General features: G+C 50.4%; 15 protein-coding genes, 1 tRNA gene and 5 pseudogenes. 10 read left to right on the top strand and 11 right to left on the bottom strand.

Going from position 1 to position 23,235, the window contains the following annotated elements; genetic code table 11:
- The first annotated feature begins 307 nt into the window (after positions 1-307).
- Positions 308-392: transfer RNA gene (locus BHE81_RS01770), tRNA-Leu, on the top strand.
- Between the two features lie 185 nt (positions 393-577).
- Positions 578-1,689, top strand: a protein-coding gene (locus BHE81_RS01775) for an IS3 family transposase (protein ID WP_104467992.1) whose coding sequence is annotated in 2 segments (ribosomal slippage) — positions 578-839 and positions 839-1,689 — 1,113 coding nt in all. Because the reading frame shifts where the segments join, the coding sequence is not laid out codon by codon here.
- A 282-nt stretch (positions 1,690-1,971) separates the two neighbouring features.
- Here the strand turns inward: BHE81_RS01775 and BHE81_RS01780 are convergent.
- From BHE81_RS01780 to BHE81_RS01795, 4 genes and pseudogenes are all read right to left on the bottom strand, one after another.
- The gene (locus BHE81_RS01780) at positions 1,972-3,459 is read right to left on the bottom strand and encodes a HEPN domain-containing protein (protein WP_021441098.1); all 1,488 of its coding nucleotides are present in this window, start codon (positions 3,457-3,459) and stop codon (positions 1,972-1,974) included.
- 234 nt (positions 3,460-3,693) lie between these two features.
- Positions 3,694-4,393: pseudogene (locus BHE81_RS01785) on the bottom strand (DUF4400 domain-containing protein).
- Positions 4,393-4,659 (bottom strand): hypothetical protein, encoded by a 267-nt coding sequence (locus BHE81_RS01790; RefSeq protein ID WP_004178415.1) that lies wholly within the window; start codon positions 4,657-4,659, stop codon positions 4,393-4,395. The pseudogene BHE81_RS01785 and the gene BHE81_RS01790 overlap by 1 nt, the downstream one beginning before the upstream one ends.
- Positions 4,622-5,434: pseudogene (locus BHE81_RS01795) on the bottom strand (TraM recognition domain-containing protein); the annotation flags it as partial. The gene BHE81_RS01790 and the pseudogene BHE81_RS01795, both read right to left, overlap by 38 nt.
- An 86-nt stretch (positions 5,435-5,520) precedes the next feature.
- Between BHE81_RS01795 and tnpA the strand changes: the two are divergent.
- Genes tnpA through tnpC form a run of 3 tightly spaced genes read left to right on the top strand, consistent with a single transcriptional unit; the run spans position 5,521 to position 7,830 of the window.
- Entirely contained in the window at positions 5,521-5,898 is a 378-nt protein-coding gene (gene tnpA / locus BHE81_RS01800; protein WP_004114613.1) for an IS66-like element accessory protein TnpA, read from the top strand.
- Positions 5,895-6,242, top strand: coding sequence for an IS66 family insertion sequence element accessory protein TnpB (gene tnpB / locus BHE81_RS01805; protein ID WP_004114612.1), 348 nt, complete (start codon positions 5,895-5,897; stop codon positions 6,240-6,242). Before tnpA ends, tnpB begins: the two co-directional genes overlap by 4 nt.
- Positions 6,243-6,291: 49 nt before the next feature.
- A complete protein-coding gene (gene tnpC / locus BHE81_RS01810; RefSeq protein WP_016808813.1) occupies positions 6,292-7,830 on the top strand; it encodes an IS66 family transposase in 1,539 nt (512 codons plus the stop codon).
- Between the two features lie 45 nt (positions 7,831-7,875).
- Here the strand turns inward: tnpC and BHE81_RS01815 are convergent.
- The 3 genes and pseudogenes from BHE81_RS01815 to BHE81_RS01825 all read right to left on the bottom strand — a co-directional run.
- A pseudogene (locus BHE81_RS01815) lies at positions 7,876-8,340 on the bottom strand (conjugative coupling factor TraD, PFGI-1 class); the annotation flags it as partial.
- A 131-nt stretch (positions 8,341-8,471) separates the two neighbouring features.
- Entirely contained in the window at positions 8,472-8,735 is a 264-nt protein-coding gene (locus BHE81_RS01820) for a hypothetical protein (RefSeq protein WP_004192273.1), read from the bottom strand.
- The gene (locus tag BHE81_RS01825) at positions 8,725-9,852 is read right to left on the bottom strand and encodes a PAAR domain-containing protein (protein WP_021441102.1); all 1,128 of its coding nucleotides are present in this window, start codon (positions 9,850-9,852) and stop codon (positions 8,725-8,727) included. The genes BHE81_RS01820 and BHE81_RS01825 overlap by 11 nt, the downstream gene beginning before the upstream one ends.
- 653 nt (positions 9,853-10,505) lie before the next feature.
- Between BHE81_RS01825 and BHE81_RS01835 the strand changes: the two are divergent.
- A pseudogene (locus BHE81_RS01835) lies at positions 10,506-11,605 on the top strand (IS3 family transposase).
- 151 nt (positions 11,606-11,756) lie between these two features.
- Here the strand turns inward: BHE81_RS01835 and BHE81_RS01840 are convergent.
- Positions 11,757-13,979: a glycosyltransferase gene (locus tag BHE81_RS01840; RefSeq protein WP_021441105.1), complete on the bottom strand. Its 2,223-nt coding sequence runs from the start codon at positions 13,977-13,979 to the stop codon at positions 11,757-11,759.
- Between the two features lie 97 nt (positions 13,980-14,076).
- On the opposite strand from BHE81_RS01840, the gene BHE81_RS01845 reads away from it, so the two are divergent.
- Complete coding sequence (locus BHE81_RS01845) at positions 14,077-14,886, top strand: polysaccharide pyruvyl transferase family protein (protein ID WP_000183578.1); 810 nt, start codon at positions 14,077-14,079, stop codon at positions 14,884-14,886.
- 269 nt (positions 14,887-15,155) lie between these two features.
- On the opposite strand, the pseudogene BHE81_RS01850 reads toward BHE81_RS01845, so the two are convergent.
- Positions 15,156-15,776, bottom strand: a pseudogene (locus BHE81_RS01850) (IS256 family transposase); the annotation flags it as partial.
- A gap of 160 nt (positions 15,777-15,936) precedes the next feature.
- Here BHE81_RS01850 and BHE81_RS01855 point away from each other — a divergent pair.
- Complete coding sequence (locus tag BHE81_RS01855; protein WP_021441107.1) at positions 15,937-16,575, top strand: HNH endonuclease; 639 nt, start codon at positions 15,937-15,939, stop codon at positions 16,573-16,575.
- 82 nt (positions 16,576-16,657) lie between these two features.
- Here BHE81_RS01855 and BHE81_RS01860 read toward each other — a convergent pair whose 3' ends face one another.
- Positions 16,658-18,337: a glycoside hydrolase family 43 protein gene (locus tag BHE81_RS01860; protein WP_021441108.1), complete on the bottom strand. Its 1,680-nt coding sequence runs from the start codon at positions 18,335-18,337 to the stop codon at positions 16,658-16,660.
- 58 nt (positions 18,338-18,395) lie between these two features.
- On the bottom strand, positions 18,396-19,835 hold the full coding sequence (locus BHE81_RS01865) for an MFS transporter (RefSeq protein ID WP_072157864.1): 1,440 nt from the start codon (positions 19,833-19,835) through the stop codon (positions 18,396-18,398).
- Positions 19,836-20,261: 426 nt separating this feature from the next.
- Between BHE81_RS01865 and xylA the strand changes: the two genes are divergently transcribed.
- Together xylA and BHE81_RS01875 are read left to right on the top strand one after the other, a co-directional pair.
- Positions 20,262-21,581, top strand: coding sequence for a xylose isomerase (gene xylA / locus BHE81_RS01870; protein WP_021441109.1), 1,320 nt, complete (start codon positions 20,262-20,264; stop codon positions 21,579-21,581).
- A gap of 269 nt (positions 21,582-21,850) precedes the next feature.
- Complete coding sequence (locus tag BHE81_RS01875) at positions 21,851-23,233, top strand: carbohydrate porin (protein ID WP_032428496.1); 1,383 nt, start codon at positions 21,851-21,853, stop codon at positions 23,231-23,233.
- Positions 23,234-23,235: the final 2 nt, after the last annotated feature.

Here is a 23,235-nt window from a genome sequence, read left to right on the forward strand (position 1 = left end):
TTTGTTTGAGGAGAGATGGATTGTGATGGGGATGCGGGTGAGAGTGGGGTGAGAATAATTTGAGATGAATTTGAGTGGGATTTGGGAGTGCTGGGGGAGAAGGGGAAACGGCTGGCAGGTGGAGTTGGATTTGCGGGAGGGTGAGAGGAGGGGGCTGGTGGCAGTCGCGCTATGGAACGGCAGCAAAAGGTGACGCCGCGCAGGATAGCGCTGTTTTTTTCAACACTTAGCGTAATGACGGCACGCTGTCGCTTGCATGACCGCCGCCGACAGGTATAATCCAGAACGTTTCCGCATCCCCTTCAGTGCCGAAGTGGCGAAATCGGTAGACGCAGTTGATTCAAAATCAACCGTAGAAATACGTGCCGGTTCGAGTCCGGCCTTCGGCACCATCGGAACATCAATAGACGTCGACGGACGTCTTTTTTGTGCCTGAAATCCGCGCTACGCAAGGCTTTTCGCGATTCTCCTTTCAACAGAAGTCAATTTGAGTCAACCTGTAAGCATCCCGGTAAACCGGACCATTCACATTTAGAGATCTTCCGGCATACTGAATATATCCTTGGAGGAGATCGCCATACGCAAAGCCCGATTCACCGAACACCAGATCATCGCCGTTCTGAAGTCCGTCGAAGCCGGACGCACCGTCAAAGATGTGTGCCGCGAAGCCGGGATTTCTGAGGCCTCGTACTACAACTGGAAAGCGAAGTTCGGCGGTATGGAAGCCTCTGATATCAAAAAGATGAAGGACCTCGAAGATGAAAACCGCCGGTTGAAACAGATGTTTGCGGACCTGAGCCTCGAGTGCCGCGCATTGAAAGACGTTATTGAAAAAAAGCTTTAAAACCAGCGATAAAGCGTGAGTTGGTCAGCTATCTGACCGCGCAGTTTGCCATGAGCTTACGTCAGGCATGCAGGATATTGTCGCTGAGCAGGACGGTATTTCGTTATCAGCCGGATACGCAACGTGATGAGCCAGTCATTATGGCGCTGACCGTGGCGGCTGAACGCTATCCGCGATACGGATATAAAAGGTTTTTTCAGGTCCTTCGCAGGCAGGGCAACGCCTGGAACCATAAGCGCGTTCACCGGATTTACTTCCTGCTGAAACTGAATTTTCGCCGTAAGGGAAAACAGCACCTGCCGGTGCGCAATCCGGCTCCGCTGGCAACGCCAGAGGCGATGAACCAGAGCTGGTCCATCGATTTTATGCACGATGCGCTGGTGTGCGGCAGACGTTTCAGAACCTTCAACGTGGTGGATGGTTATAACCGGGAAGCGCTGGCGATCGAAATTGACCTGAATATCCCGGCGCAGCGGGTTGTCAGAGTGCTGGGCAGGATCGTGGCAAACCGCGGATATCCGCTGAAGATGCGGATGGATAACGGTCCGGAGCTGGTCTTGCTGACGCTGGCACAATGGGCAGAAGAGCATGGTGTGATGCTGGAGTTTATCAGGCCCGGCAAGCCAACGCAGAATGCCTTTATCGAACGGTTCAACCGGACATACAGAACAGAAATACTGGATTTTTATCTGTTCAGAACACTGAATGAAGCACGGGAAATTACAGAGCGCTGGCTGGCTGAATATAACGGCGAGCGCCCCCACGAATCCCTGAATAACCTGACGCCGGAAGAATACCGGCTGATGGCTGAAACCCCGGAAATCTCAAAAAGTGCGTGGAACTAAAACGGGTGCGCTTACATTCTGACTCTCACCATTTTATCTTTTATATTGCCCATTTATAGGTATGAATACATTTCTGTTTGAGAATATTTTATATTATATACAGCTATTGTGGATATGTTCCTTTACTTTATTGCTTTTTGGAGAATGATACCATGCCCTGTGGAATGTAAATTACTAAGTAAGATACTACAGGCTCAATATAATGATTTATCTGAGCGATTTATTGATAACAGGGCGCTCAAAATATGCTTTTGAACGCCCGTTTCTAATAAGGTTCATGGTTTATCTGATTGGAGAGTGTTTTGCACAGCCTAATGCTGCAGCCTCTGCCAGCCAATTCAACCCTTCATCGTTTATGCGCTTCATGATTTCTTCTAATTTTGCATTATTAGGATTTTCGAATGCTTGTAGCATCATGGAGTAAAGCTGTGCAGAGCATAGAAGGCACATCCTACTTAATTCTGATGCAATATTAATACTGTTAAAGGATTCATCTTCAGTGCGAAATTGTTCACCATGTACTAAAGCCGAACGAGTTTTGTATAGTTCTAGAGCTTTAGTGTAAACATGATGCTCTTCATCACAATTGAAAGCTTTCAACACATCCCTAACCCGACCGGCAAACAATTTTGTACGCCCTGCTTCGAATTTACCGAAGAACAACCGCTCAATTGCAGATACGTATTTTACGATACTCGAATGTACATTTGAATCTGTAACCGCGTCCCCAAACCAATTGATAGCGTCAATAAGGCGCTGGTGAAGGTGAGTAGTTTCTACTGGATTGACTATGGATATCAAAGCAGAACCGAGGATGTCTAATTCTAAATTTGCCCTTATCAATGCTTCATGCCAGTTTATTACACCAACCGGTTCTAAAGAATCAGCGCAGAGACTTGCGTGAATCACACCATGTACATCAGCGTGCAAATGTGCCGAGCGCAGAGCTCCGCTGCGTGACCATGCTAGCCTAATTTCCCTTGTCGGTTTAGCTCCCAAGAGGATACGGATGATGTGAAGCGCCATCTCTGTAGCTTGGAGCGCTCGTTCTTTAGAGATTGCTTCATCACAATCACTCACTTTCACACAAGCAATCCATGGATAGTCTTTGTAGGCTTTGACTGCTCGGGACTGTAATTTACGCACTAGTTGTCTTGATTCATCTTTAGTGTGCGTGCGTTCTTGTGGGAAACCTTGAGCAATCGCTTCCTTTACGCACTGAATATGCGCCTTCGTGTTAACATGAATACTATGTTTTAGTACTGATTTTTTATCATCGAAGAACTTGGAGCGACGGACGAATGTGACAGGACCAACGCTGAATTCAGTAGGTGTATCCCCAGGGAAAAGCACACACGGTAGGTAGTGTTCGATAACTACAAGCTTTTCTCTCAAAATCGTTAAAGCGTCTTTAAGAAGCAGCATTGCGGTTTCCTGATCAACTCCACGTGCCTCCTGTAATACTCTTTTAACAAAAGCATTTATTACGGCTTCCTTTGCGAGTTTGCGGCCTACTCGTCGCCCAAGACCGTGATCCAATTCGATAGTGAGGTCTACAAGCTCATTCAGCTTGTTCCAGGCAAGAGAACCACAATGGATATGTCCATTTCCTTTCGGATGGGGAATATTACAAAAGGCATCTTTGGGATTCTTTCGTAAGTAAGCCATAAGCTCAACGGGTGTCATTTTTGCAAAGCGCGAGAGCTGTCGACAAATAAATTCAATGGCTTTCAGTGCTCGTTTAGCTATTTTTTCCTCAGGTAAGCTCATTTAATGAATATCCACTCCGCTGAAAATAATTTGAGTAACTTATTAGATAAAACGAACAGCCATTATATCTTGTTAGGAGTCAAATTGTATTGATTTTACTACAAAAACATATGCTTTTGACCAGCGTGTTAATTAGTCGATTTTTTCACAAAAAAAACAATTATCAACGGCCAGTGCTTTGGTATTATCAGTCTTGAGTTTATGGCTGGGTGAATAAGTACTATCTAGGTTGCATTACAAATGCTTTTTGAATGCTCCCGTCGCTACTGAACCCGCGAGCCCACTCAGCATCACTCCAGGTATTACAATATATCTTGATTCCAGAAAAACTGGCACCGCCAGCCACGCCAGCCACGCCAGCCACGCCAGCCCCGTTGCCGCGAGGCTGGAGCCGATCATACGCCTTGCATGATGATAAACAAACCCGGACTCATGGCCTGCGCCGAATCGCCGTAAGTCGCGGCGTACCAGCCCGTCAATCAGCCCTATAACAATGATCAGCACAAACTGTGGTAGCGCCTGCAATAAAATAGCCAGCGCAGCAGAAAGGTAAGGGTAACTTACTCGCAGACAGTAACGCACAGCGGATCACCGTAGTGATGGTTTCCGTCCAGAACAACCCGCTTTGCCCGTTGAGCGAATGAACCAGCGCCGCAATCCCTTGCTGCAACGTATCGCTGACAATCGCGAGGTCTTCTACTAACCACATCGGTGCGCCAGCAGAGCTTTTCCACCACTGCCATGTCACCTGCAATACCTGCTCACTGTGACTGGCACAGGTGTTCCGCCAGAAAAACGCCTCGCCCAGCCACTCCAGCGTTATCGCCAGCATCCACGCGCCGAGGCAAAAGCCGACCAGCACGCCGGGAAGTAATGCTATCCAGCCGAGCAGTCCGGGGCGACGCACGGGGCCTGGTGGCGCATGTTCGGGCATCAGTGCAGCGGCAGAGTAATGTAGCGGCAGAGGAACCGTGCCTCGTGTGCCTCATCCAGTCGTATCTGAAAAATGTCGTGTTCGCCTTGCGGCGATGTAGCTTCGCGCCATGCCTGAAAGCCCTGCAAATTCATGCGAGCGATAATCTGGTCGGGCGTTTCTCCCTGCGTCAGCGCTTCCACCGCCTGTTGCAGGGGAAGAGGCAGTGTTTGTGCAGGCCACATCACTTCAACGCTCACGAGCTGGCGGTGTGTCCGGGGTATCATCGGTCTGTTTCTCCGTGGTTTCGCTGTCATTCAGCCATAAAATAGGGTCATTTTTCGCCGTTACAACTGTCTCCGGGCGGTCCCACCATATGGGCGTGCTGTCGTACTGTTTTTCCATATAGTGGGCTATGTGTGTGATGCTTTCCGGCATCAGCGGATCGTGTGCTGCGTCCGGTAATGGGATGCGTAGCTTCCAGAGCTGACCACCTTCCAGCAGAGCGAACGCCTGCCCTTTGGGAAGCTGTACCAGTGAGGCGGGTTCCAGTAACGGCACCTGTATGCTGCTCATCCGATCCTGGGTGTTGCTGGAAAAACCGATGTTGCCCTGTGCGTCGGCGCTGTCGGCAACGCCGGAACTGATGCTGTTGCTGAGCACATCCACCTGCGGCAGTTGCTTCGTCAACAATTCGACGGTGGCAGATTCCCGCACCCGCATCATGATCCGATTGTTGAAGTTGCCGACGACCTGGTCCGCTTTGGCGCGGTCGCCGATGCGGGCTTCGATATCGGAGAGCGTCTGGGTGTAGGCCGTAACCTCTACACCTGCGCCGCCGCCTTTATTTATTAGCGGAATAAATTCATCGCCCATCAGTTCACTGAACTCATCGCAGTGCAGGTTGATGGCCGGGTTCTCTTCCGTCTGCGGCAGGCCATCCATCACGCCGTGCTTGTAGATATGTCCGGCGACGCTGACCAAATCGGCGAACATTGAGTTGCCGACAGCGGCGGCAATTTCTGCGTCAGACAATGCATCCAGCCCGACATAAATGTAAGCGTACAGCGTGAACCGTCTGGTCATAATCTGAAGCATCCGACAAAGTGGTGTCCACCAAATAAGTAGTGGGAACCAAAGTGTTAGATATGCAGAAAAATATGACTCCCGGCAGGCGTAAAGGCTGCCCTAATTATTCTCCTGAGTTTAAACAGCAACTCGTTGCTGCCTCCTGCGAACCCGGGATATCCATCTCAAAACTGGCGCTTGAAAATGGCATTAATGCCAATCTGCTCTTTAAATGGCGCCAGCAGTGGCGCGAGGGAAAGCTGCTATTACCTTCCTCTGAGAGTCCTCAGTTACTTCCTGTGACTCTCGATGCCACCGCCGTACAACCAGAACCGCCCGCTGAGGACTCAGAGCTCAGCATCTGCTGTGAGGTAACGTTCCGGCACGGGACACTCCGCCTCAACGGCACTGTCAGCGAAAAGCTTCTGACTCTGCTGATACAGGAACTGAAGCGATGATCCCGCTACCAACAGGCACCAAAATCTGGCTGGTTGCCGGTATTACCGATATGAGAAACGGCTTCAACGGGCTGGCTGCAAAAGTGCAGACGGCGCTGAAAGACGAACCGATGTCCGGCCATGTCTTCATCTTCCGGGGCCGCAGCGGCAGTCAGGTTAAACTTCTGTGGTCCACCGGCGACGGGCTGTGCCTGCTGACCAAACGGCTGGAGCGCGGGCGCTTCGCCTGGCCGTCAGCTCGCGATGGCAAAGTGTTCCTGACCCCGGCGCAGCTGGCAATGCTGCTGGAAGGCATCGACTGGCGACAGCCGAAGCGGTTGCTGACCTCCCTGACCATGCTGTAGGCTTCTTTATCCTGGTTGTCGCAGAATAAGCCTGGTAAAATGCTGGCTTATGAATGACATCTCTTCTGACGACATCCTTCTGCTGAAACAGCGCCTTGCCGAACAGGAAGCGCTGAACCGTGCCCTGCTGGAAAAGCTGGCAGACCGGGAGCGCGAAATAGACCATCTGCAGGCGCAGCTGGATAAACTTCGCCGGATGAACTTCGGCAGCCGTTCCGAAAAAGTCTCCCGCCGTATCGCACAAATGGAAGCCGATCTGAACCGGCTTCAGAAAGAGAGCGATACGCTGACCGGTCGGGTGGATGACCCGGCAGTACAGCGCACTCTGCGTCAGACCCGCACCCGCAAACCGTTCCCCGAATCACTCCCCCGCGATGAAAAACGCCTGCGGCCAGCGGGTTCCTGCTGCCCGGAGTGTGGTGGTGCGCTGAGTTACCTGGGTGAGGATGCCGCTGAACAGCTGGAGCTGATGCGCAGCGCCTTCCGGGTGATCCGGACCGTACGGGAAAAACATGCCTGCACAAAATGTGATGCCATCGTGCAGGCCCCCGCGCCTTCGCGCCCCATTGAGCGGGGTATCGCCGGACCGGGGCTGATGGCCCGCGTGCTGACCTCAAAGTATGCAGAGCACACACCGCTGTATCGTCAGTCTGAAATATACGGTCGCCAGGGCGTGGAACTGAGCCGTTCACTGCTGTCGGGCTGGGTGGATGCATGCTGCCGGCTGCTGTCCCCGCTGGAGGAGGCGCTTCAGGACTATGTCCTGACTGACGGTAAACTCCATGCCGATGATACCCCGGTCCAGGTGCTGTTGCCGGGCAATAAGAAGACGAAGACCGGGCGGTTGTGGACGTATGTTCGTGATGACCGCAACGCCGGGTCAGCGCTGGCACCGGCGGTGTGGTTCGCCTACAGCCCCGACAGAAAAGGCATCCATCCGCAGACCCATCTTGCGGGGTTCAGCGGTGTGCTACAGGCGGATGCGTACGCCGGGTTCAACGAGCTGTACCGCGATGGCCGGATAACGGAAGCCGCCTGCTGGGCTCACGCCCGCCGTAAAATCCACGATGTGCACGTTCGCACGCCGTCAGCCCTGACGGAGGAAGCCCTGAAGCGTATCGGCGAACTGTATGCCGTGGAGGCGGAAATAAGAGGAATGCTGGCGGAACAACGGCTTGCTGAACGTCAGCGGAAAACGAAACCGCTGCTTAGTACCCTGGAAAGCTGGTTGCGTGAAAAAATGAAAACGCTGTCGCGACACTCGGAGCTGGCAAAGGCGTTCACGTACACCCTGAACCAGTGGCCGGCCCTGACGTACTATGCAGAAAACGGCTGGGCCGAAGCCGATAATAACATCGCTGAAAATGCGCTGCGGATGGTCAGTCTGGGTCGTAAAAACTGGTTGTTCTTCGGCTCAGACCACGGTGGTGAGCGGGGAGCGTTGCTGTACAGTCTGATCGGGACGTGCAAACTGAACGGCGTGGATCCAGAAAGCTACCTTCGCCATGTCCTTGACGTCATAGCTGACTGGCCGGTCAACCGGGTCAGCGAGCTGCTACCCTGGCGCATCACACTGCCAACTGAATAACACATCCCCGTCAATACGGTTCTCGCTGTACGCTTACACATAAATAATCGCCTGCTGCCAGTTAAATACCGGGCGCGGGTCGTTAAGGTCGCCGTAGTCCGGGGCCAGCAGTTGGGAGATTTTTCTGGTGGTCAGTTTTCCCAGCAGTGGCAGCAGCGAGGCGACGATCTTATCGAAATAGGTTTTGTCATAGCGCACGGCAGTACGTAGACCGTCGAGGATCGTGTCGTGTAATCGGGTGGTTGAAAGGTACTGCTCCAGCGCGACGACGTAGCTGTCCCTTCCCTGAAGATTACGTGGCGTGTTTTTCTCAGTGATGCCACCGGCAATCCGTACCACGTTGTCCCATGCCTGGCGGTCGTGGCTGGTCAAAAAGACGCGGGCGTAGTCGATAAATAGTTCGTCGATGTTGATAACGTGGCGGGCGATACGGGCGTAGTCCGGGCGCTGGCCCAGTGCCACCAGGGCGCGGGTGATGATGTTGACGAAGCGCCAGTCGAACCTCCTATACTCAAACTTTAGGGCAGAATCGTCTACCGGAGTGGTGGGGGCAGTCCAGGGTGGCCAAATTCAGTGTGCCACTACATATTGTCTAAAATGAGGGAGGAAGGAAAAGGCTGGATCTCGCCAGCCTTTGACGGTCATTTCACTTTCTTGAAGATGAGCAGGATCAAAGGGACGCAGACAGCGAAACCAATGATGGAGGCTAAAGCCGAATCAGAGTGATTTTGCGCTAGCTCCTTAACAAACCAGGTACATTGAGAAGGGGTAAATTCTCCGCCTTGACTCATTGTCTCTGTAAAGTTAAGAGCGAAGACCAGATCGAAATAAAGCACGATAGCGTAATACGCTGCACAGATCAGCGCGATACTCACCCATCTGATCCAGAACTTCTTATTCATCATCGTAAGTGCTTCCCAATGAACCGCCTACTGTACCGCCTGAGTAGGGGGAAGTTGAGCCAGCAACAGCAGCGGAATCGGCAGCAGATTGTTGGATTTTTGCACTCCCTCCCATTGATTGAGGGCTTTTGTTCTCGGTGTTAGGGTACTGCTGTTTGAATGTATTAGTCATTTCGACAACGAGGATTGATGAGAAGTCTGCACTCTTTGATTCAAGATATCTTTGCAGTGAAACCGGAATAGTAAAATCTTCTTCTATGTCGATTGGTAGCTGTGTTGTCGTGGATGTGTAACCGTGTTCGAATACCTTTGAGCCAGCAAACTTGAGCCCCTCGACTGAGTGAGTGGTACAGTTGCTACCAGTGACATCATATTTATCAATGGTTCGGCCTCTTCGCTTTGTACCATCTTGCATGTTTGGCGTTTGAATTGGTGTTACTCCGCCATTCCAAAGGTTTTCGAAGAATTTACGGATTATTTTAGGATCTGCATCATCAATGCGGAAAGCGCGAGCCCCCATTTCATAAAGTTCGTATCGGTAATACTTACGCGCATCTTCATCCTGGAAAAAGTCTAAAATCCCATCCCCAGTGAAGGTACTTTTATCAGTGCGTCCATAGCGTCCATAGGTGTAGAGGAAGATATTGTTATTCTCATGCACTGAAACGAAAACATGACCTGCACTTGTCGTTTCAGTCCATATATAAACGCCGTTCAGCAGCGGGTTATCTTCTGACTTGCAGGTGTCAGTCACATTATCAGCTTGGGGATCATAAATCGGGCGGGGGAGAACGGGAAATTCGACGACTTGAGATTGGGCTGTGTCGGCTTTCGCTGCCCCTGTAGAAAATTCATAAGTGTCATCGATGGAAGGAATAAAACGTGATTTGCAGGGACAGGAACTACGGCTGTGCAGTGTTCCGGCTACTCTTTTACCATGTATTTCGTCACTATCAAGGCCACCGCAGATACGATAATGCCCTGGATGTTTGCCGCAGGTTACTTTATGGCCTTCACATGCCATATCTTTATCGAAAAATTGATGGTTGGGGCATCCTTCAAGAATCCTGCCACCGCAAGCGGTCTTATCACCCCTAAATAAAAAATGACCAATAGCCATTCGTCCTTATCCTTATTTTTGCTTTTAAGTCCATGTGGGAAGTGTAAGTTTTTGGTGTTGGCGAGTAAATGAGCAAATGTAATAAAATCAAAGTGTGTTAATCAATGGGATCATGTCGTCAGCTATGGATAGTGTTTATCCGCACGGTCAGTTGCAGACGAGATTTCCACAATTGCCCGCATTCCAACAGAGCAAGAGCCTGTCTCTTGTGAAGCTGGATCAGGGCGGCGGTATCGCGGACCGGTAAATTACTTGTGGTTACCTGTTAGCCGGTGTTGCTGGTAAAGCTGGTGACGCTGGAACTTATCTAGCGAGTATGTTCTTTCACCTTTGGTGGTTGCTTAGAATATGGCACCGCTTGGCCTACAGTCTGGAGAACACTGGACGGAACAGGAGGTCGTAAGTTGTTCCAGAAACGGCTGTTGCGGGTTAAGTGTCGACTAACAGATAGCTGTCATAATGGTCGGCTTCCGGCGTGAGAACGGAAGCTACAACCAATTCTTTGAAAATAAATAAAAGCAGGGCTAACGCCAATCGTTTCATTACATACTTCCGCGTACTACGGCGGGGGTGTTGATCTCCTCCCTGAAAACAGTGCCGGGCTAAACTGAAGTCTCCGGTCTTTCTTCCATCTCACAGAGAGGCACATCGCCATGAAAAAGACCCGCTATACCGAAGAACAGATTGCGTTTGCTCTGAAACAGGCCGAAACCGGCACCCGCGACGGGGAAGTCTGCCGAAAGATGGGCATTTCTGAAGCCACTTTTTATAACTGGAAGAAGAAATTCGCCGGTCTGGGCGTGACCGAACTGCGGCGTCTGCGGCAACTGGAGGATGAAAATCTGCGGCTGAAGAAACTGGTGGCTGACCTGAGTCTGGACAAGGAGATGCTGCAGGAGGTACTGAAACAAAAGTTCTGAGGCCGGCTCAGAAACGTCAGGCGGTGCATTTTCTGCGGGGGGCTTACCGTATCAGTGTCCGACGGGGATGCGGACTGCTGATGCAGAGCAGAACCGTTTACCACTGGCAGAGCCGGCGGGATGATCGGGCGATAACCCTGCGTATCCGGGAAATAGCGGAAACCCGGATCCGCTACGGTTGCCCGCGTATTCATATTCAGCTGTGGCGGGAAGGCTGGCCTGTTAACCACAAGAAAACACACCGGATTTACTGTCTGGAAAGCCTCAACCTGCGCAAAAAGCGCCCCCGCATGCATGTCAGTGCAGCACATCGTCAGCAACGTCCGGTCCTGACCGGTATCGATCAGTGCTGGAGTATGGATTTCGTGTCGGATAATCTGTTTAACGGAACACGTTTCCGGGCGCTGACTGTAGTGGATAATTTTAATCGGGAGTGTGTGGCGATCCATGCCGGAAAGTCACTGTAAGGTGAGGATGTGGTCGGTGTGATGGAAAGGTTGCGGGTGCTGGGCAAGCGTCTGCCGGTACGTATTCAGACAGATAACGGCAGCGAGTTTATTTTGAAAAGTCTGGATAAATGGGCGTATGAACACGGTGTCACAATGGACTTATCCCGCCCCGGAAAACCAACGGATAATCCGTTTATTGAATCATTTAACGGCAGTCTGCGGGATGAATGCCTGAACATTCACTGGTTTCTCTCGCTGGAAGATGCGCAGGACAAACTCGACAACTGGCGCAGGGAATATAATCATGAGAGAACGCATTCATCATTAAATGACATGACTCCGGCTGAATTCATCCGAAGTCTCCGGAAAGACGAAGATCTCTGATTTAGCACTGCACTGAATTTGGGCCAGGGTCAAATCTGGCCGGGAACTCAAAAATGCATGCAACTAAAACAGGGTTATTTACAGACAAATTTAAAATTAGCTGAAAGTTAATATTATTTTTGCGGAGCCCTTTCGGGCCCCGAATATTACTTTATTTTAACATTGATTTCACTTTCCGGGCAACCCGGCGAACCAGGCTGGTGCCTCGTTTTGCGCCTTGGACATGAATTGCTTCATACAGAGCATTAAAACGGTCATGGGCCCAGCCATCTCTTTGCTGAGAAATAAGACCATCAACCTTATTATTTAAAAGTTGTAACTCGTTACTGACAGAATGACCACTATTGATGCTCCGCAAGCGATTCACTTCACTCTCAAGTTCTTGAATCTTCTCGAGGTAGGAAGGTATCAACCCCATTGCATAGTTATATTTAACATTCTCATCCATAAAAGGACGGAAACTGCGGTAGTTATTTTTACTCTTATTTCCACTTAACAACATGCCGGAGTTTGCAACTCTATACCAAAATAGAGGTTCCGGGACGATTTGCAATTTATATCCCTGTAATGATATTTTGGCAAAAAACTCCCAGTCTTCATGACCTAAACCGTAATCTTCAGTAAATCCGCCAACTTTTTCGAAAACCTCTTTTCTGATCAGCGCATTAGCATCGCCAAAGCAGTTACTAAAGCTGGCGATATTTAAATCAGGCCCTAACGGAAGCCAGCAGTGCGTCATTTTACGGAACGGAGAAGGGAACTCCTCACCAAAAATAAGATCGCTTGGTGTGGTTAACACATCGGCCCCAGAGTTTAATGCTGCAGTAACAAACGTTTCTACCTCAAAAGGCTTAGCAACATTATCATCGTCCATAAACATCAGATATTCGCCAGAGGCGTGTCGCGCAGCCAAATTCCTTGCAGCACCCAGATAGTTATTAGAACTACGGACAATTTTCCAGCCTCGAGAGTTAAAATCATTCTCGATGAGATTTAAATAACGATGAGAATCTTCTGTCGTACTTCCATCATCAACCAAGATGACCTCAATATTTTGGTACGTCTGAGATTTTATTGATGCGAGTGCTTGCTGAAGCAAATGGTGACGTTCGAAGTGAGTTATACACACGCTAACTAACGGGCTGTTAGCTTCATTGATTTTCTTGAATGCGCGGTTGTTTTTTCGTTCAACTGCGACAAACCAAGCTTCTTTAATATTGTCTTGTGATTCAGCAAGCCCTGGTTTTATATTTATATTTTTTAAGCGATAGTGGATTTTCCCGTATAAATCGACAGGTGTAGGAATAAATAGAACTTCCGCATGATGCTCCTGCGGAATAAGCTCTGGAATTCCACCAACGTTTGAAGCGAGGAAATTAACGTTATTAATCAAGCATTCATAAACAGTATAGGGTGAGTTTTCTACAAGTGATGGAATGATGACTAATACATTTTTTCTTTTTATATATTCATTAGCGTTGGTACGATCATAGTCGCTGATGACATTAACTGCGAGTCCCAAATTTTTAGTCTGATTCATAATATAAGTAAATGAATCAGTTTTCCCCATAGTGACATTTTTTCCGAGGAAGGTTACTCCAGAAATGCTCTCTTTATCTTCATCAGATAGTTTTCTTAATGCACGCAGGAATATGTCAAGTCCTTTACGGGTTTCAAGGCGGCCGAAAAATACAAGCTCAACGCCAGAAGCTGGCTTTTCATTTATTTTAACTGTAACATCATCTCTCGTCACAAACCCTTGAAATGGCTCGCAATTTAAAATTACATGACGTTCTTCAGGAACATTCCAGTGCTTACTCAACATCCAATCAATTAAATACTGAGACGGACTAACAACTTCATCCGCCATTTCAACCACCATTTTCTCCATATAATAGAGTTCAAGATGGTTCTGATCATATGGAAGCTGGTAATTACCTTCATCAGCCCATAACGTTGAACTGTGAGTATTTACAATGAACTTTGTATTTTCAAAATCCGTTCCATTCTTTTTGCTTAATAAAGTGTAATAAAGATCTGCCTGCCACTCACAAGAAATAACAGTGTCATAGATGTTATTTTCTTTCAACCAGAGATAAATTGAATAACTTTTCCTTCTAAAATACGGTGCATCAATATTAATCTCTTTTATCAGTCCGGTTCTTAGCAGATTGATACCAAAGGTACTATAAATACGTGACCAGTCGCTAAATTTCGATACAGATGATTCAGAATAGTCGCCACATGTATACAATACATCAACATCATACCCCTTTTTTGCCAAAGTAGTGGCAAGGGCAGTGAAAGCAGTACCAATACCGCCGTTACGGACAGGCCCCTCAATGTCCGGCGTCATTATAAGAATTTTCTTCATTGTAACCCTTCCTTTGTAACCTAGACTTTTCTATGATATTAGTGAATTGAAGTAGTGTAAGATAGCAGTCGGTAGCTTCTGTTAAACAGGATAAAAAATGACCAATATGAAGTTAAAATTTGATTTGCTTCTAAAATCTTATCATCTATCTCATCGATTTGTCTATAAGGCAAACCCTGGTAATGCTGGTGATGGTGTAATTGCATCTGCGACGTATGACTTTTTTGAACGAAATGCTCTTACCTATATCCCTTACAGAGATGGCGAGTGCTACAGTTCTGAAACTGATATTTTAATTTTTGGAGGCGGAGGAAACCTGATAGAAGGATTGTATTCTGAAGGTCATGACTTTATCCAGAATAATATTGGGAAATTTCATAAAGTAATAATAATGCCGTCGACAATCAGAGGGTATAGCGATTTATTCATCAACAATATTGATAAGTTTGTTGTTTTTTGTCGCGAAAATATCACCTTCGATTATATTAAATCTCTCAACTACGAACCAAACAAGAACGTATTCATTACTGATGATATGGCATTTTATCTCGATCTTAATAAATACCTGTCACTTAAACCCGTCTATAAAAAACAGGCCAACTGCTTCAGAACGGACTCCGAATCTCTAACTGGAGACTACAAAGAAAACAATCATGATATTTCGCTCACCTGGAATGGCGATTATTGGGATAATGAATTTCTGGCGCGTAATTCTACCCGTTGCATGATAAACTTTCTTGAAGAGTATAAAGTTGTCAATACCGACAGGCTGCATGTGGCAATTTTAGCATCTCTGCTTGGCAAAGAAGTCAACTTCTATCCTAACTCATATTACAAAAATGAAGCTGTTTACAATTATTCACTTTTTAATCGTTATCCAAAAACATGCTTTATTACGGCTAGTTGAAAAAGGCAGCGTATAATAATACGCTGCCTGAAAGCCATATAACTGTTACAGCATTGTTAATTATTACCTGCCAGCTTTTAGGTGACTATTCATTCGCACGCCTATAGTCTGCAAATCTATCGATTATCGCAGTAAAAAACTTATCAATGAGTTTAGTTGTTGCACCGAGGTTTTAACTTTCCGCATCACTTTTCACGTACAGTATTTTACTGACTCCGTGTTTCTTAAATTCTATTGTATGCTGACAGATTTTCCCACTTGCGTCGTCACGACTGGAGCAACACTGGATACTGCTGATCCCATTTCGCTTCCAGTTCATCCAGCACCGTTTCTGCGGCTTCTTTCGACCCCGCGCGATATACCGGTTTCAGATCAGCCATAAAAGCTTTATGGTCATTTGAGGCCACGTATTTAATCGAGTTACTGATTTGGTGAATGACGCACAACTGAACCTCTGTCTGCGGATAAATGCTGTTTATCGCCTCCGGGAAGCCGGTCAGCCCGCGCACGCAGGCGATCAGGATGTCTTCAATGCCCCAGTTTTGCAGGTCGCTTAATATAGACAGCCAGAAGTTAGCGCCTTTACTTTCTTATAGATACCGGCCCAGAGTTTCTTTCTTGCCTGCCAGATTCAGCGCCAGAACGGTATAAACCGTTTTGCTCTGATAACGGCCATTCTCACGGACTTTATAGTGAATACGTTCAGCCAGACGAAGGGGTAAACCTTTTCCAGCGGGTGCTGTTGCCACTGTTTTAGTTCAGGGGTAACTTTATCGTACTACACTGATGGTGGCGGTTGACATGCTGAAAGCATATAAATCTTCGAACTCTCGGCTAATGTCCTGGTAGCTAATCCCCTGCGCAAACAGCAGAATGATCTTGCGTTCAATAATAAATGCGATGATGCTCGCAAAATCCTTGCCGATCAACCCACCAGATGCGGCGGTTCTACGTGGATCGCGATTTAACTATCACTGCTAGTTATTTGTTCGAAAAGCCCATAGCTTTCTATTTATACTCAAGCTTCGCGCCATCAGATAGCTATGTCTTATGAAAAAACTACCGGACCATTTATCCAGGGAATGCATCATCGCCGCCATTCGCGCTTACGATGCAGGCGTTGCGCATCAGTTTAAAAGCGCGCGTCTGTATGAGATCGAGTTTGAGGGGCGTCGGTATCCTTCAAAAGCCATCGTCGGGTTAGCGGCCACGCTTGCGACAGGCACGGAATTTACCCCGGCGGATTTCAGCGGAGGGATTAAATCCAAATGCGTGCGTCTGTTACTGGATCAAGGATTTACGATCGCGTCGCAGGGCGCTGGCGATGACGAGGTTGCGCTTTTCCCCGATGAGGGACAGACGACTATGGAGTTCGTGGAAGGGGCGGCGATGCAGGTGGTGGTCAATCGCTATGAGCGCGACCGTCAGGCTCGTCAGGCGGCGCTTCGCCTGTATGGCTGCCGGTGTCAGGTATGCGGTCTGGATATGGCCAGCCGCTATGGCGAAATCGGCCAGGGCTTTATCCATATCCACCATCTCATTCCGCTGGCCGGGATCAAGCAGGACTACCGTCTGAACCCTGAAACCGATCTGATCCCGGTATGTCCCAATTGCCATGCAATGCTGCACCGGCGAGATCCGCCGTTTACTCCCGAAGAGCTGAAGGCCCGGCTGCGCCCCGCAGACTGACATCCTACAGCGCTCGCTTTAATTACATCACACACAGCACAAACCCCACGCTACCTTACCGGTAGCGTGGGCTCATACTCTCTTACTTATCCCGCGTCTCGCCAGCCTCCCAGCTGTAGCTCCCATCGGCCGCTAACGCATCGCCCAGCTCCTGATACTCGAACTGATAAAACTCAGCCTGGGTGCCGTACCCGGCGTAGTCTACTGCCGCCAGGCCGACGAACGCCCCGGTAAAGAACCCGCCGTAGCTCTGCAACACATAGTCATCGGACAGTACCGCGGCATCCAGCAGGACCGGGATCTCGGTGAACGACACGCCATCGAAGCTGTATTCATAGCTGTAGGTCTGCTTGCGGACCTTGGTCCGGAACCAGACGTATTCCACGCCGTCCGGCACCTTGATGGCGTTATCTTTCAGGTACGACGTGTATTTTCCGCGGTTATTTTCGCCGACTTCGATGACCTTGCCGTTAATTTCATTCCAGGTCAGGAAGACGAAGCTCCAGTGGCGGTCGTTATAGTAGTTTGTTAATCCGGCCATCTGCTGGTAGCTGAAGGGTTCGAATTTCACCTTCACCGCGGCGTCAAAATAGAAGGCCTGCCAGCGGCGGGCAATCAGCGACAGGTCATGCGTATTGGCTAACGAACCCTGGCCGATTAAGGTTAATTTGCCGTCGCCGGTGGTGCCCATTTTGGCCGTAAACGGCACCCGCAGGGTATTCCAGTTCGGGTCGAGCGCTGGGGAGGTAAAGTCATCCTGCTGGCTATTATCGCTGGCGCTTTCGGTGAAGATGGCATCTTTCGGCCCTTCGACGAAGGTTTTCCCGCCGTGACCGCCTTCAATACGCGGCCAGCCCTCGTCGTCCCAGTATACTTTCTGGATCGCGGTTTCCCGGCCGAGGGTTGACCAGCCGCGCGGGTCGTAGATGGATTCCCCCGGGCGATTCCACGGCCGGGCGCAGAGCGAGGCGTAATACCATTCGCCTTCCGGAGTGGAGACCAGCGCGCCATGGCCCTGTTTCTGGATGTAGCTGTCCGGCGTGTCGACGTTGGTTAAGAACACGTCGCCCGGTTCGGTTTCGAAGCTGTCGGCCTCGAGGGTTTTCGACCGCGCCACCACCTCCTGGTGGGTAAACACGGTGCCGCCCTGGGCGGCAAACAGATAGTAGTAGCCGTTCAGTTTATAGAGGTGCGGCCCCTCGACCAGCGCCACGGCGGTGCCGCGGTAGATGGTGCGCGCGGTTTCCGGCATTAACTTCAGCGTGTTGGTATCCAGCTCCGTTAAGGTAATGCCATCGAAGGGGTGATGGTACTCCCGGTGATCCCAGGTTTGCTGGACGATATATTTCCGGCCATCGTCGTCATGGAACAGCGAGGCGTCAAACCCGACGCCGTTCAGCTTGATCGGGTCGCTCCACGGGCCCCGAATATCCTTCGCCGTGGTCAGGTAGTTGGTCATGTCTTTAAAGGCGCCTTCCGTGACCTTCACATCGGTATACACCAACCAGAATTGCCCATCGGCCCAGGAGAGCGCCGGCGCCCAAATGCCGCCGGAGGAGGGGTTGCCCTTCATATCCAGCAGGGTGGTGGTGGAGAGCGGCGAAGGCAGCAGGTTCCAGTTTTTCAGGTCTTTCGACTCATGTAAACGCACGCCCGGAAACCACTCAAACGTCGAGTTGGCAATATAGTACGTATCCTCGACGCGAATAATACTGGGGTCGGCATTAAAGCCGCGTAATATCGGGTTTTGAATAAGTGACATTTCATTACACCTTTTAAAATGGAAAGTTAAGGATCGGTCTGATTTATAATTTTTTTAACTACACGCGGATCTCATCCAGCTGACGGTTGATGTCGGTCACATGTTTATCGGAGATCGGATAAACCTGCATGATCACCATCGAAATAGCGGCCAGCGCAATTGGGATCCACACCGCGGTCATAATGATCCCGTCGATGGCGCTGGCGCTCTGCACGGCGCCGCTTTCATTAAATCCATACACCGCCAGCAGCCACAGCGGGATAGCGCCGCCGATGGTGAAGCCGATCTTGAAGAAGAGTCCCATAATGGCATTGATAATGGCGGCATTGCGTTTGCCCGATTTTAATTCGCCGTACGCGATAACTTCCGGTACCAGCGCCCACATAAAGCCGGTGGCGGAGGTTAAGCCCCACTGTTTAATAAAGGTGGCGATGTAGGCCAGCCACAGGGCGTCGTGCATCCCTTCGCGGGACCAGGCGTAGGTCAGCAGTTCGCCGACGATGAACATGGCGAGGAACAGATGGAAGAAGCCTTTTTTACCAAAGATTTTTTTCAGTTTCGGCCAGAACACCGGGAAGGCGATGCCGGGAATAGACGCGACGAGGCCCACGGCGCCCATCCATTCGGAGTGGCCGACGACGAACTGGTTGAAGAAGCCGTTAACGGTGTTCATGAAGAACATGAAGGTAAAGGCCAGCATAAAGAACATGCCGAGAATAACCAGCGGACGGTTATGTCTGAGCTCGTGGAAAAGGTCGGTAGTTTTGACGTTGGCGGTCTGCTCGGCGGTCGCGACAACGCGTTCTTTGGTGCATTTGTAGCAGATAAACAGGGCCACCGCGCCGATGATCATATAGATGGCGTACACGCCGAACCAGGCGTAGTTCGCTGACGGATCGGTATAGTTGCCGAGATTCAGCTCAAGGCCAAAAAAGCCGGTGTCTTTCAGGCTGCGATCTTTCGGCGCCGCCATCTGCACAAACATCGGGAACAGGGTATAGACCAGCAGGTTGGCGCTGTTGGCCAGCATCATGCGGGTACTGGTCAGCTTATCGATCGATTCCGGGTCGCGGGTCAGCGACGCATTCAGCGAGCCATAGGGAATATTGACTAAGGAATAAACTAAGTCCAGTGCCAGATAAATAATAAAGGCGAAAGCCACCGAACCTTTCACCCCAGGGATTGGCGCGAACAGTAATGCCGACAGGATCACCAGCGGCACGCCGGCTCGTAACAGCCAGGGGCGATATTTCCCTGCTTTTGAGGTTCGTTTATCCACGTAGGTTCCGACCATCGGATCCCAAAACACATTAATGATACGGACAAAAAGAAAAATAAAGCCTGCCGTTGCCGTGCTGATGGTATTTACCGTCAGCATATGCAAAGCCAGAAAACCCCCAATTGTGCCGAAAACCAGGTTTTGCGCAAAGTCGCCCATGCCATAACCAATTCGTTCTCCACGGGTTAATTTATGATATTCATCATGCCGACTGTGCATTATGTTTTTACTCATTCTAAGCAGACTCCGGTTTGTTTTGTGTAGGTGAAACACTTTCTGACACAGTTGACCTGGAAGAATCTATTACGTTTTTAAATTACGTAATTATGTTTTTTTACTTCTGTGATCCTCGAAGCAAAGGCCTGTATCGCCTGCGTTGAACCGTTATCCGCCGCTAATTTTTGGGCAGGCAGGCATTGCGACAAAACCGGCATTTTAATTTGGTATGGATACCTGAATTCCCCAGGAAGTGTACTCTATACGCGCGCGAAGCGAGATATTTAAAATAGTTTTATTTGCGAGATGGCTCACATTTGAGCATTTTCTCAATCGCCGAGTGAAATAACGTAATTGAGCAACCGACGATGAGAATACACGATGTGTCACAGTTGTTAATTTTCCTGTTTCTCAATTTCGGAGTTCATCATGCAAACCTATTTCGACCAGGTTGATCGCGTTCGCTTTGCCGGACCCAAAACCGATAATCCGCTGGCGTTTCGCCACTATAATCCGGATGAAATCGTGCTGGGAAAACGCATGGCAGATCATCTGCGTTTTGCCGCCTGTTATTGGCATAACTTCTGCTGGAATGGCGCTGATATGTTTGGCGCCGGCTCGTTTGAGCGTCCCTGGCAGGCCGCGGGCGATGCGCTGGAAATGGCCAAACGCAAAGCGGACGTGGCGTTTGAATTTTTCTACAAGCTCAACGTGCCGTATTACTGCTTCCATGATGTCGACGTCTCGCCAGAAGGCGCGTCGCTGAAAGAGTATTTGCATAATTTCGCCGTGATGACCGAAGTGCTGGCGGAGAAACAGCAGCAAACCGGCGTGAAACTGCTGTGGGGCACCGCCAACTGCTTTACCCACCCGCGCTACGGCGCCGGGGCGGCGACCAACCCCGATCCGGAGGTATTTGCCTGGGCGGCCACGCAGGTAGTGACCGCCATGAATGCCACCCACCAGCTCGGCGGCGAAAACTATGTGCTGTGGGGCGGCCGCGAAGGTTACGAGTCCCTGCTGAATACCGACCTGCGTCAGGAGCGTGAGCAGATTGGCCGCTTCCTGCAGATGGTGGTGGAGCACAAGCATAAGATTGGCTTTGGCGGCACGCTGCTTATCGAGCCGAAACCGCAGGAGCCCACTAAGCATCAGTACGATTACGATGTCGCGACGGTGTATGGTTTCCTGAAGCAGTTTGGTCTGGAAAATGAGATCAAGGTGAACATTGAAGCTAACCACGCCACCCTGGCGGGGCACTCTTTCCATCATGAAATCGCCAGCGCCATCGCGCTGGGCATTTTCGGCTCCGTTGATGCCAACCGCGGCGATGCGCAGCTCGGCTGGGATACCGATCAGTTCCCGAACAGCGTGGAAGAGAATACCCTGGTGATGTACGAGATCCTCAAAGCCGGGGGATTCACCACCGGCGGCCTGAACTTTGACGCCAAAGTTCGTCGGCAGAGCACCGACAAATACGACATGTTCTATGGCCATATTGGCGCCATGGACGTGATGGCGCTGTCCCTCAAGCTGGCCGCGCGCATGATTGAGGATGGCAAGCTCGATCAGGGTCTGACAAAACGCTATGCCGGCTGGCAGGGCGAGCTGGGGCAGAAAATTATGAGCGGGCAGATGTCGCTGGATAATATTGCCCGATACGCTGAGCAGCATAATCTGAATCCGCAGCCTCAGAGCGGGCGTCAGGAATTACTCGAAAATCTCGTCAATACCTATATCTTTGGTTAATTTTTGCTGACATGCCCCCGCGGGGGCATGTATTGCGCCGTCTATCCGCTGCCGGGAAATAGCGTTTATTGGTTCGTGCTGTGTTTTTTGTCAGTGGCGAAAGACCATTTGTTTAATATCAGCGAAGGAGGAAGGGTAACGATAATTGTGTAACGCCTCTGTGACCGTACAAAATAAAAAATAACTTGTTCTGATGATAGCGACATATTCTGTCAGCTCAGAATAGGCTGGTTATTGTCTGAATAAAATTAACCTATATTGAGAAACTCATGACAATGATAAAAAAACTTCCATTAACCATGGCGGTTATCGCCGCGTTTTTTCCGCTTACCTCTGTAATGGCGCAAGAATTTACTCAGGAACAGATCGACGCCATCGTCGCCAAAGCCGTTGATAAAGCGCTGGCCGACCGCCAGGCGAAAATCGACGCCGCGGCCGACAAAAAGGTCGACGTGATCACCAACCCGCAGACCACCGCCGCCTCGCCGGATATGGCCATTCCGTTCGGCCTCAAGTTCAGCGGCTATGCCCGCTATGGCGCTCACTTCCAGACCGGCGACCAGAAATATGTCGGCGTCGACGGCTCCTATAACGGCGCCTCGGCGATCGGCCGTCTGGGCAACGAAAGCAACGGCGGCGAATTCCAGATCAGCAAGGCCTTCAAAAGCGCGCAGGGGGCTATCTGGGATCTTAACGTGATGTTCGACCACTGGAGCGACGAAGTTAACCTGAAGAAGGCCTACGTCGGGGTCACCAACGTGCTGGAATCCAACCCCAACGCCTATATCTGGGCCGGCCGCGACTTCCACCAGCGTCCGCAACAGGGGATCAACGACTACTTCTGGATGAACCACGACGGCCAGGGCGCCGGGGTAAAGAACTTTGATATCGGCGGCGTGCAGTTCGACGTGGCGGCGGTGTCGCAGGTGAAATCCTGTAGTCCGGAAGTGATGGCCGACGAGACCAACCCGTCGCGCATCACCTGTACCGGCAGCTCCGACACCGGCGACAACGGCCACTACGCGCTGACCACCAAAACCCACAACATCAAGGCCGGGCCGATCGACGTCGAGGTGTACGCCAACTACGGCTTTGACTCAAAGGCGGTGGACAGCGACGCGCGTCTCGAAGCCTGGCAGGGCGGCCTGGTGCTGAGCCACACCAACGACAGCGGGGTGAACAAGGTGATCCTGCGCTACTCCGACAACTCGGATAACAGCGTCTACAACAAAACCGACGACCTGACCACGGTCTACGCCAGCTTCGAGGGCAGCCATAAGTTCACCCAGCAGGCGCAGGTGGAATATCTGCTGGCCTTCCACGACTACGACAACGGCAAAGATAATACCGACAACCGCAAAAACTACGGCGCCATCGTCCGGCCGATGTACTTCTGGAACGACGTGCACTCCACCTGGCTGGAAGCGGGCTACCAGCGCGTGGATTACGAGCAGGGCGGGGATAACCACGGCTGGAAGCTGACGCTGTCGCAGAACATCGCCATCGGCATGGGGCCGGAGTTCCGCCCGATGCTGCGCTTCTACGTGACCGGCGGCCAGGTGGATAACGAGCACACCGCGAAGGTGAACGGCACCCAGGACCAGCAGCTGGATTCGCTGAACGTCGGTGGGATGTTTGAGGCGTGGTTCTGATG

The sequence above is a fragment of the Klebsiella sp. AqSCr genome (genome assembly GCF_008452795.1).
Taxonomy (GTDB): Bacteria; Pseudomonadota; Gammaproteobacteria; order Enterobacterales; family Enterobacteriaceae; genus Klebsiella; species Klebsiella pneumoniae.

Excerpts from the sequence above, each read along its gene's own strand:
- BHE81_RS01840 (WP_021441105.1), bottom strand. The coding sequence starts at position 13,979 with ATGAAGAAAATTCTTATAATGACGCCGGACATTGAGGGGCCTGTCCGT.
- BHE81_RS01845 (WP_000183578.1), top strand. The coding sequence starts at position 14,077 with ATGACCAATATGAAGTTAAAATTTGATTTGCTTCTAAAATCTTATCAT.
- BHE81_RS01820 (WP_004192273.1), bottom strand. The coding sequence starts at position 8,735 with ATGATGAATAAGAAGTTCTGGATCAGATGGGTGAGTATCGCGCTGATC.
- xylA (WP_021441109.1), top strand. The coding sequence starts at position 20,262 with ATGCAAACCTATTTCGACCAGGTTGATCGCGTTCGCTTTGCCGGACCC.
- BHE81_RS01790 (WP_004178415.1), bottom strand. The coding sequence starts at position 4,659 with ATGATACCCCGGACACACCGCCAGCTCGTGAGCGTTGAAGTGATGTGG.
- BHE81_RS01875 (WP_032428496.1), top strand. The coding sequence starts at position 21,851 with ATGACAATGATAAAAAAACTTCCATTAACCATGGCGGTTATCGCCGCG.
- BHE81_RS01865 (WP_072157864.1), bottom strand. The coding sequence starts at position 19,835 with ATGCACAGTCGGCATGATGAATATCATAAATTAACCCGTGGAGAACGA.
- BHE81_RS01780 (WP_021441098.1), bottom strand. The coding sequence starts at position 3,459 with ATGAGCTTACCTGAGGAAAAAATAGCTAAACGAGCACTGAAAGCCATT.
- tnpB (WP_004114612.1), top strand. The coding sequence starts at position 5,895 with ATGATCCCGCTACCAACAGGCACCAAAATCTGGCTGGTTGCCGGTATT.
- BHE81_RS01860 (WP_021441108.1), bottom strand. The coding sequence starts at position 18,337 with ATGTCACTTATTCAAAACCCGATATTACGCGGCTTTAATGCCGACCCC.
- tnpC (WP_016808813.1), top strand. The coding sequence starts at position 6,292 with ATGAATGACATCTCTTCTGACGACATCCTTCTGCTGAAACAGCGCCTT.
- BHE81_RS01825 (WP_021441102.1), bottom strand. The coding sequence starts at position 9,852 with ATGGCTATTGGTCATTTTTTATTTAGGGGTGATAAGACCGCTTGCGGT.
- BHE81_RS01855 (WP_021441107.1), top strand. The coding sequence starts at position 15,937 with ATGAAAAAACTACCGGACCATTTATCCAGGGAATGCATCATCGCCGCC.
- tnpA (WP_004114613.1), top strand. The coding sequence starts at position 5,521 with ATGCAGAAAAATATGACTCCCGGCAGGCGTAAAGGCTGCCCTAATTAT.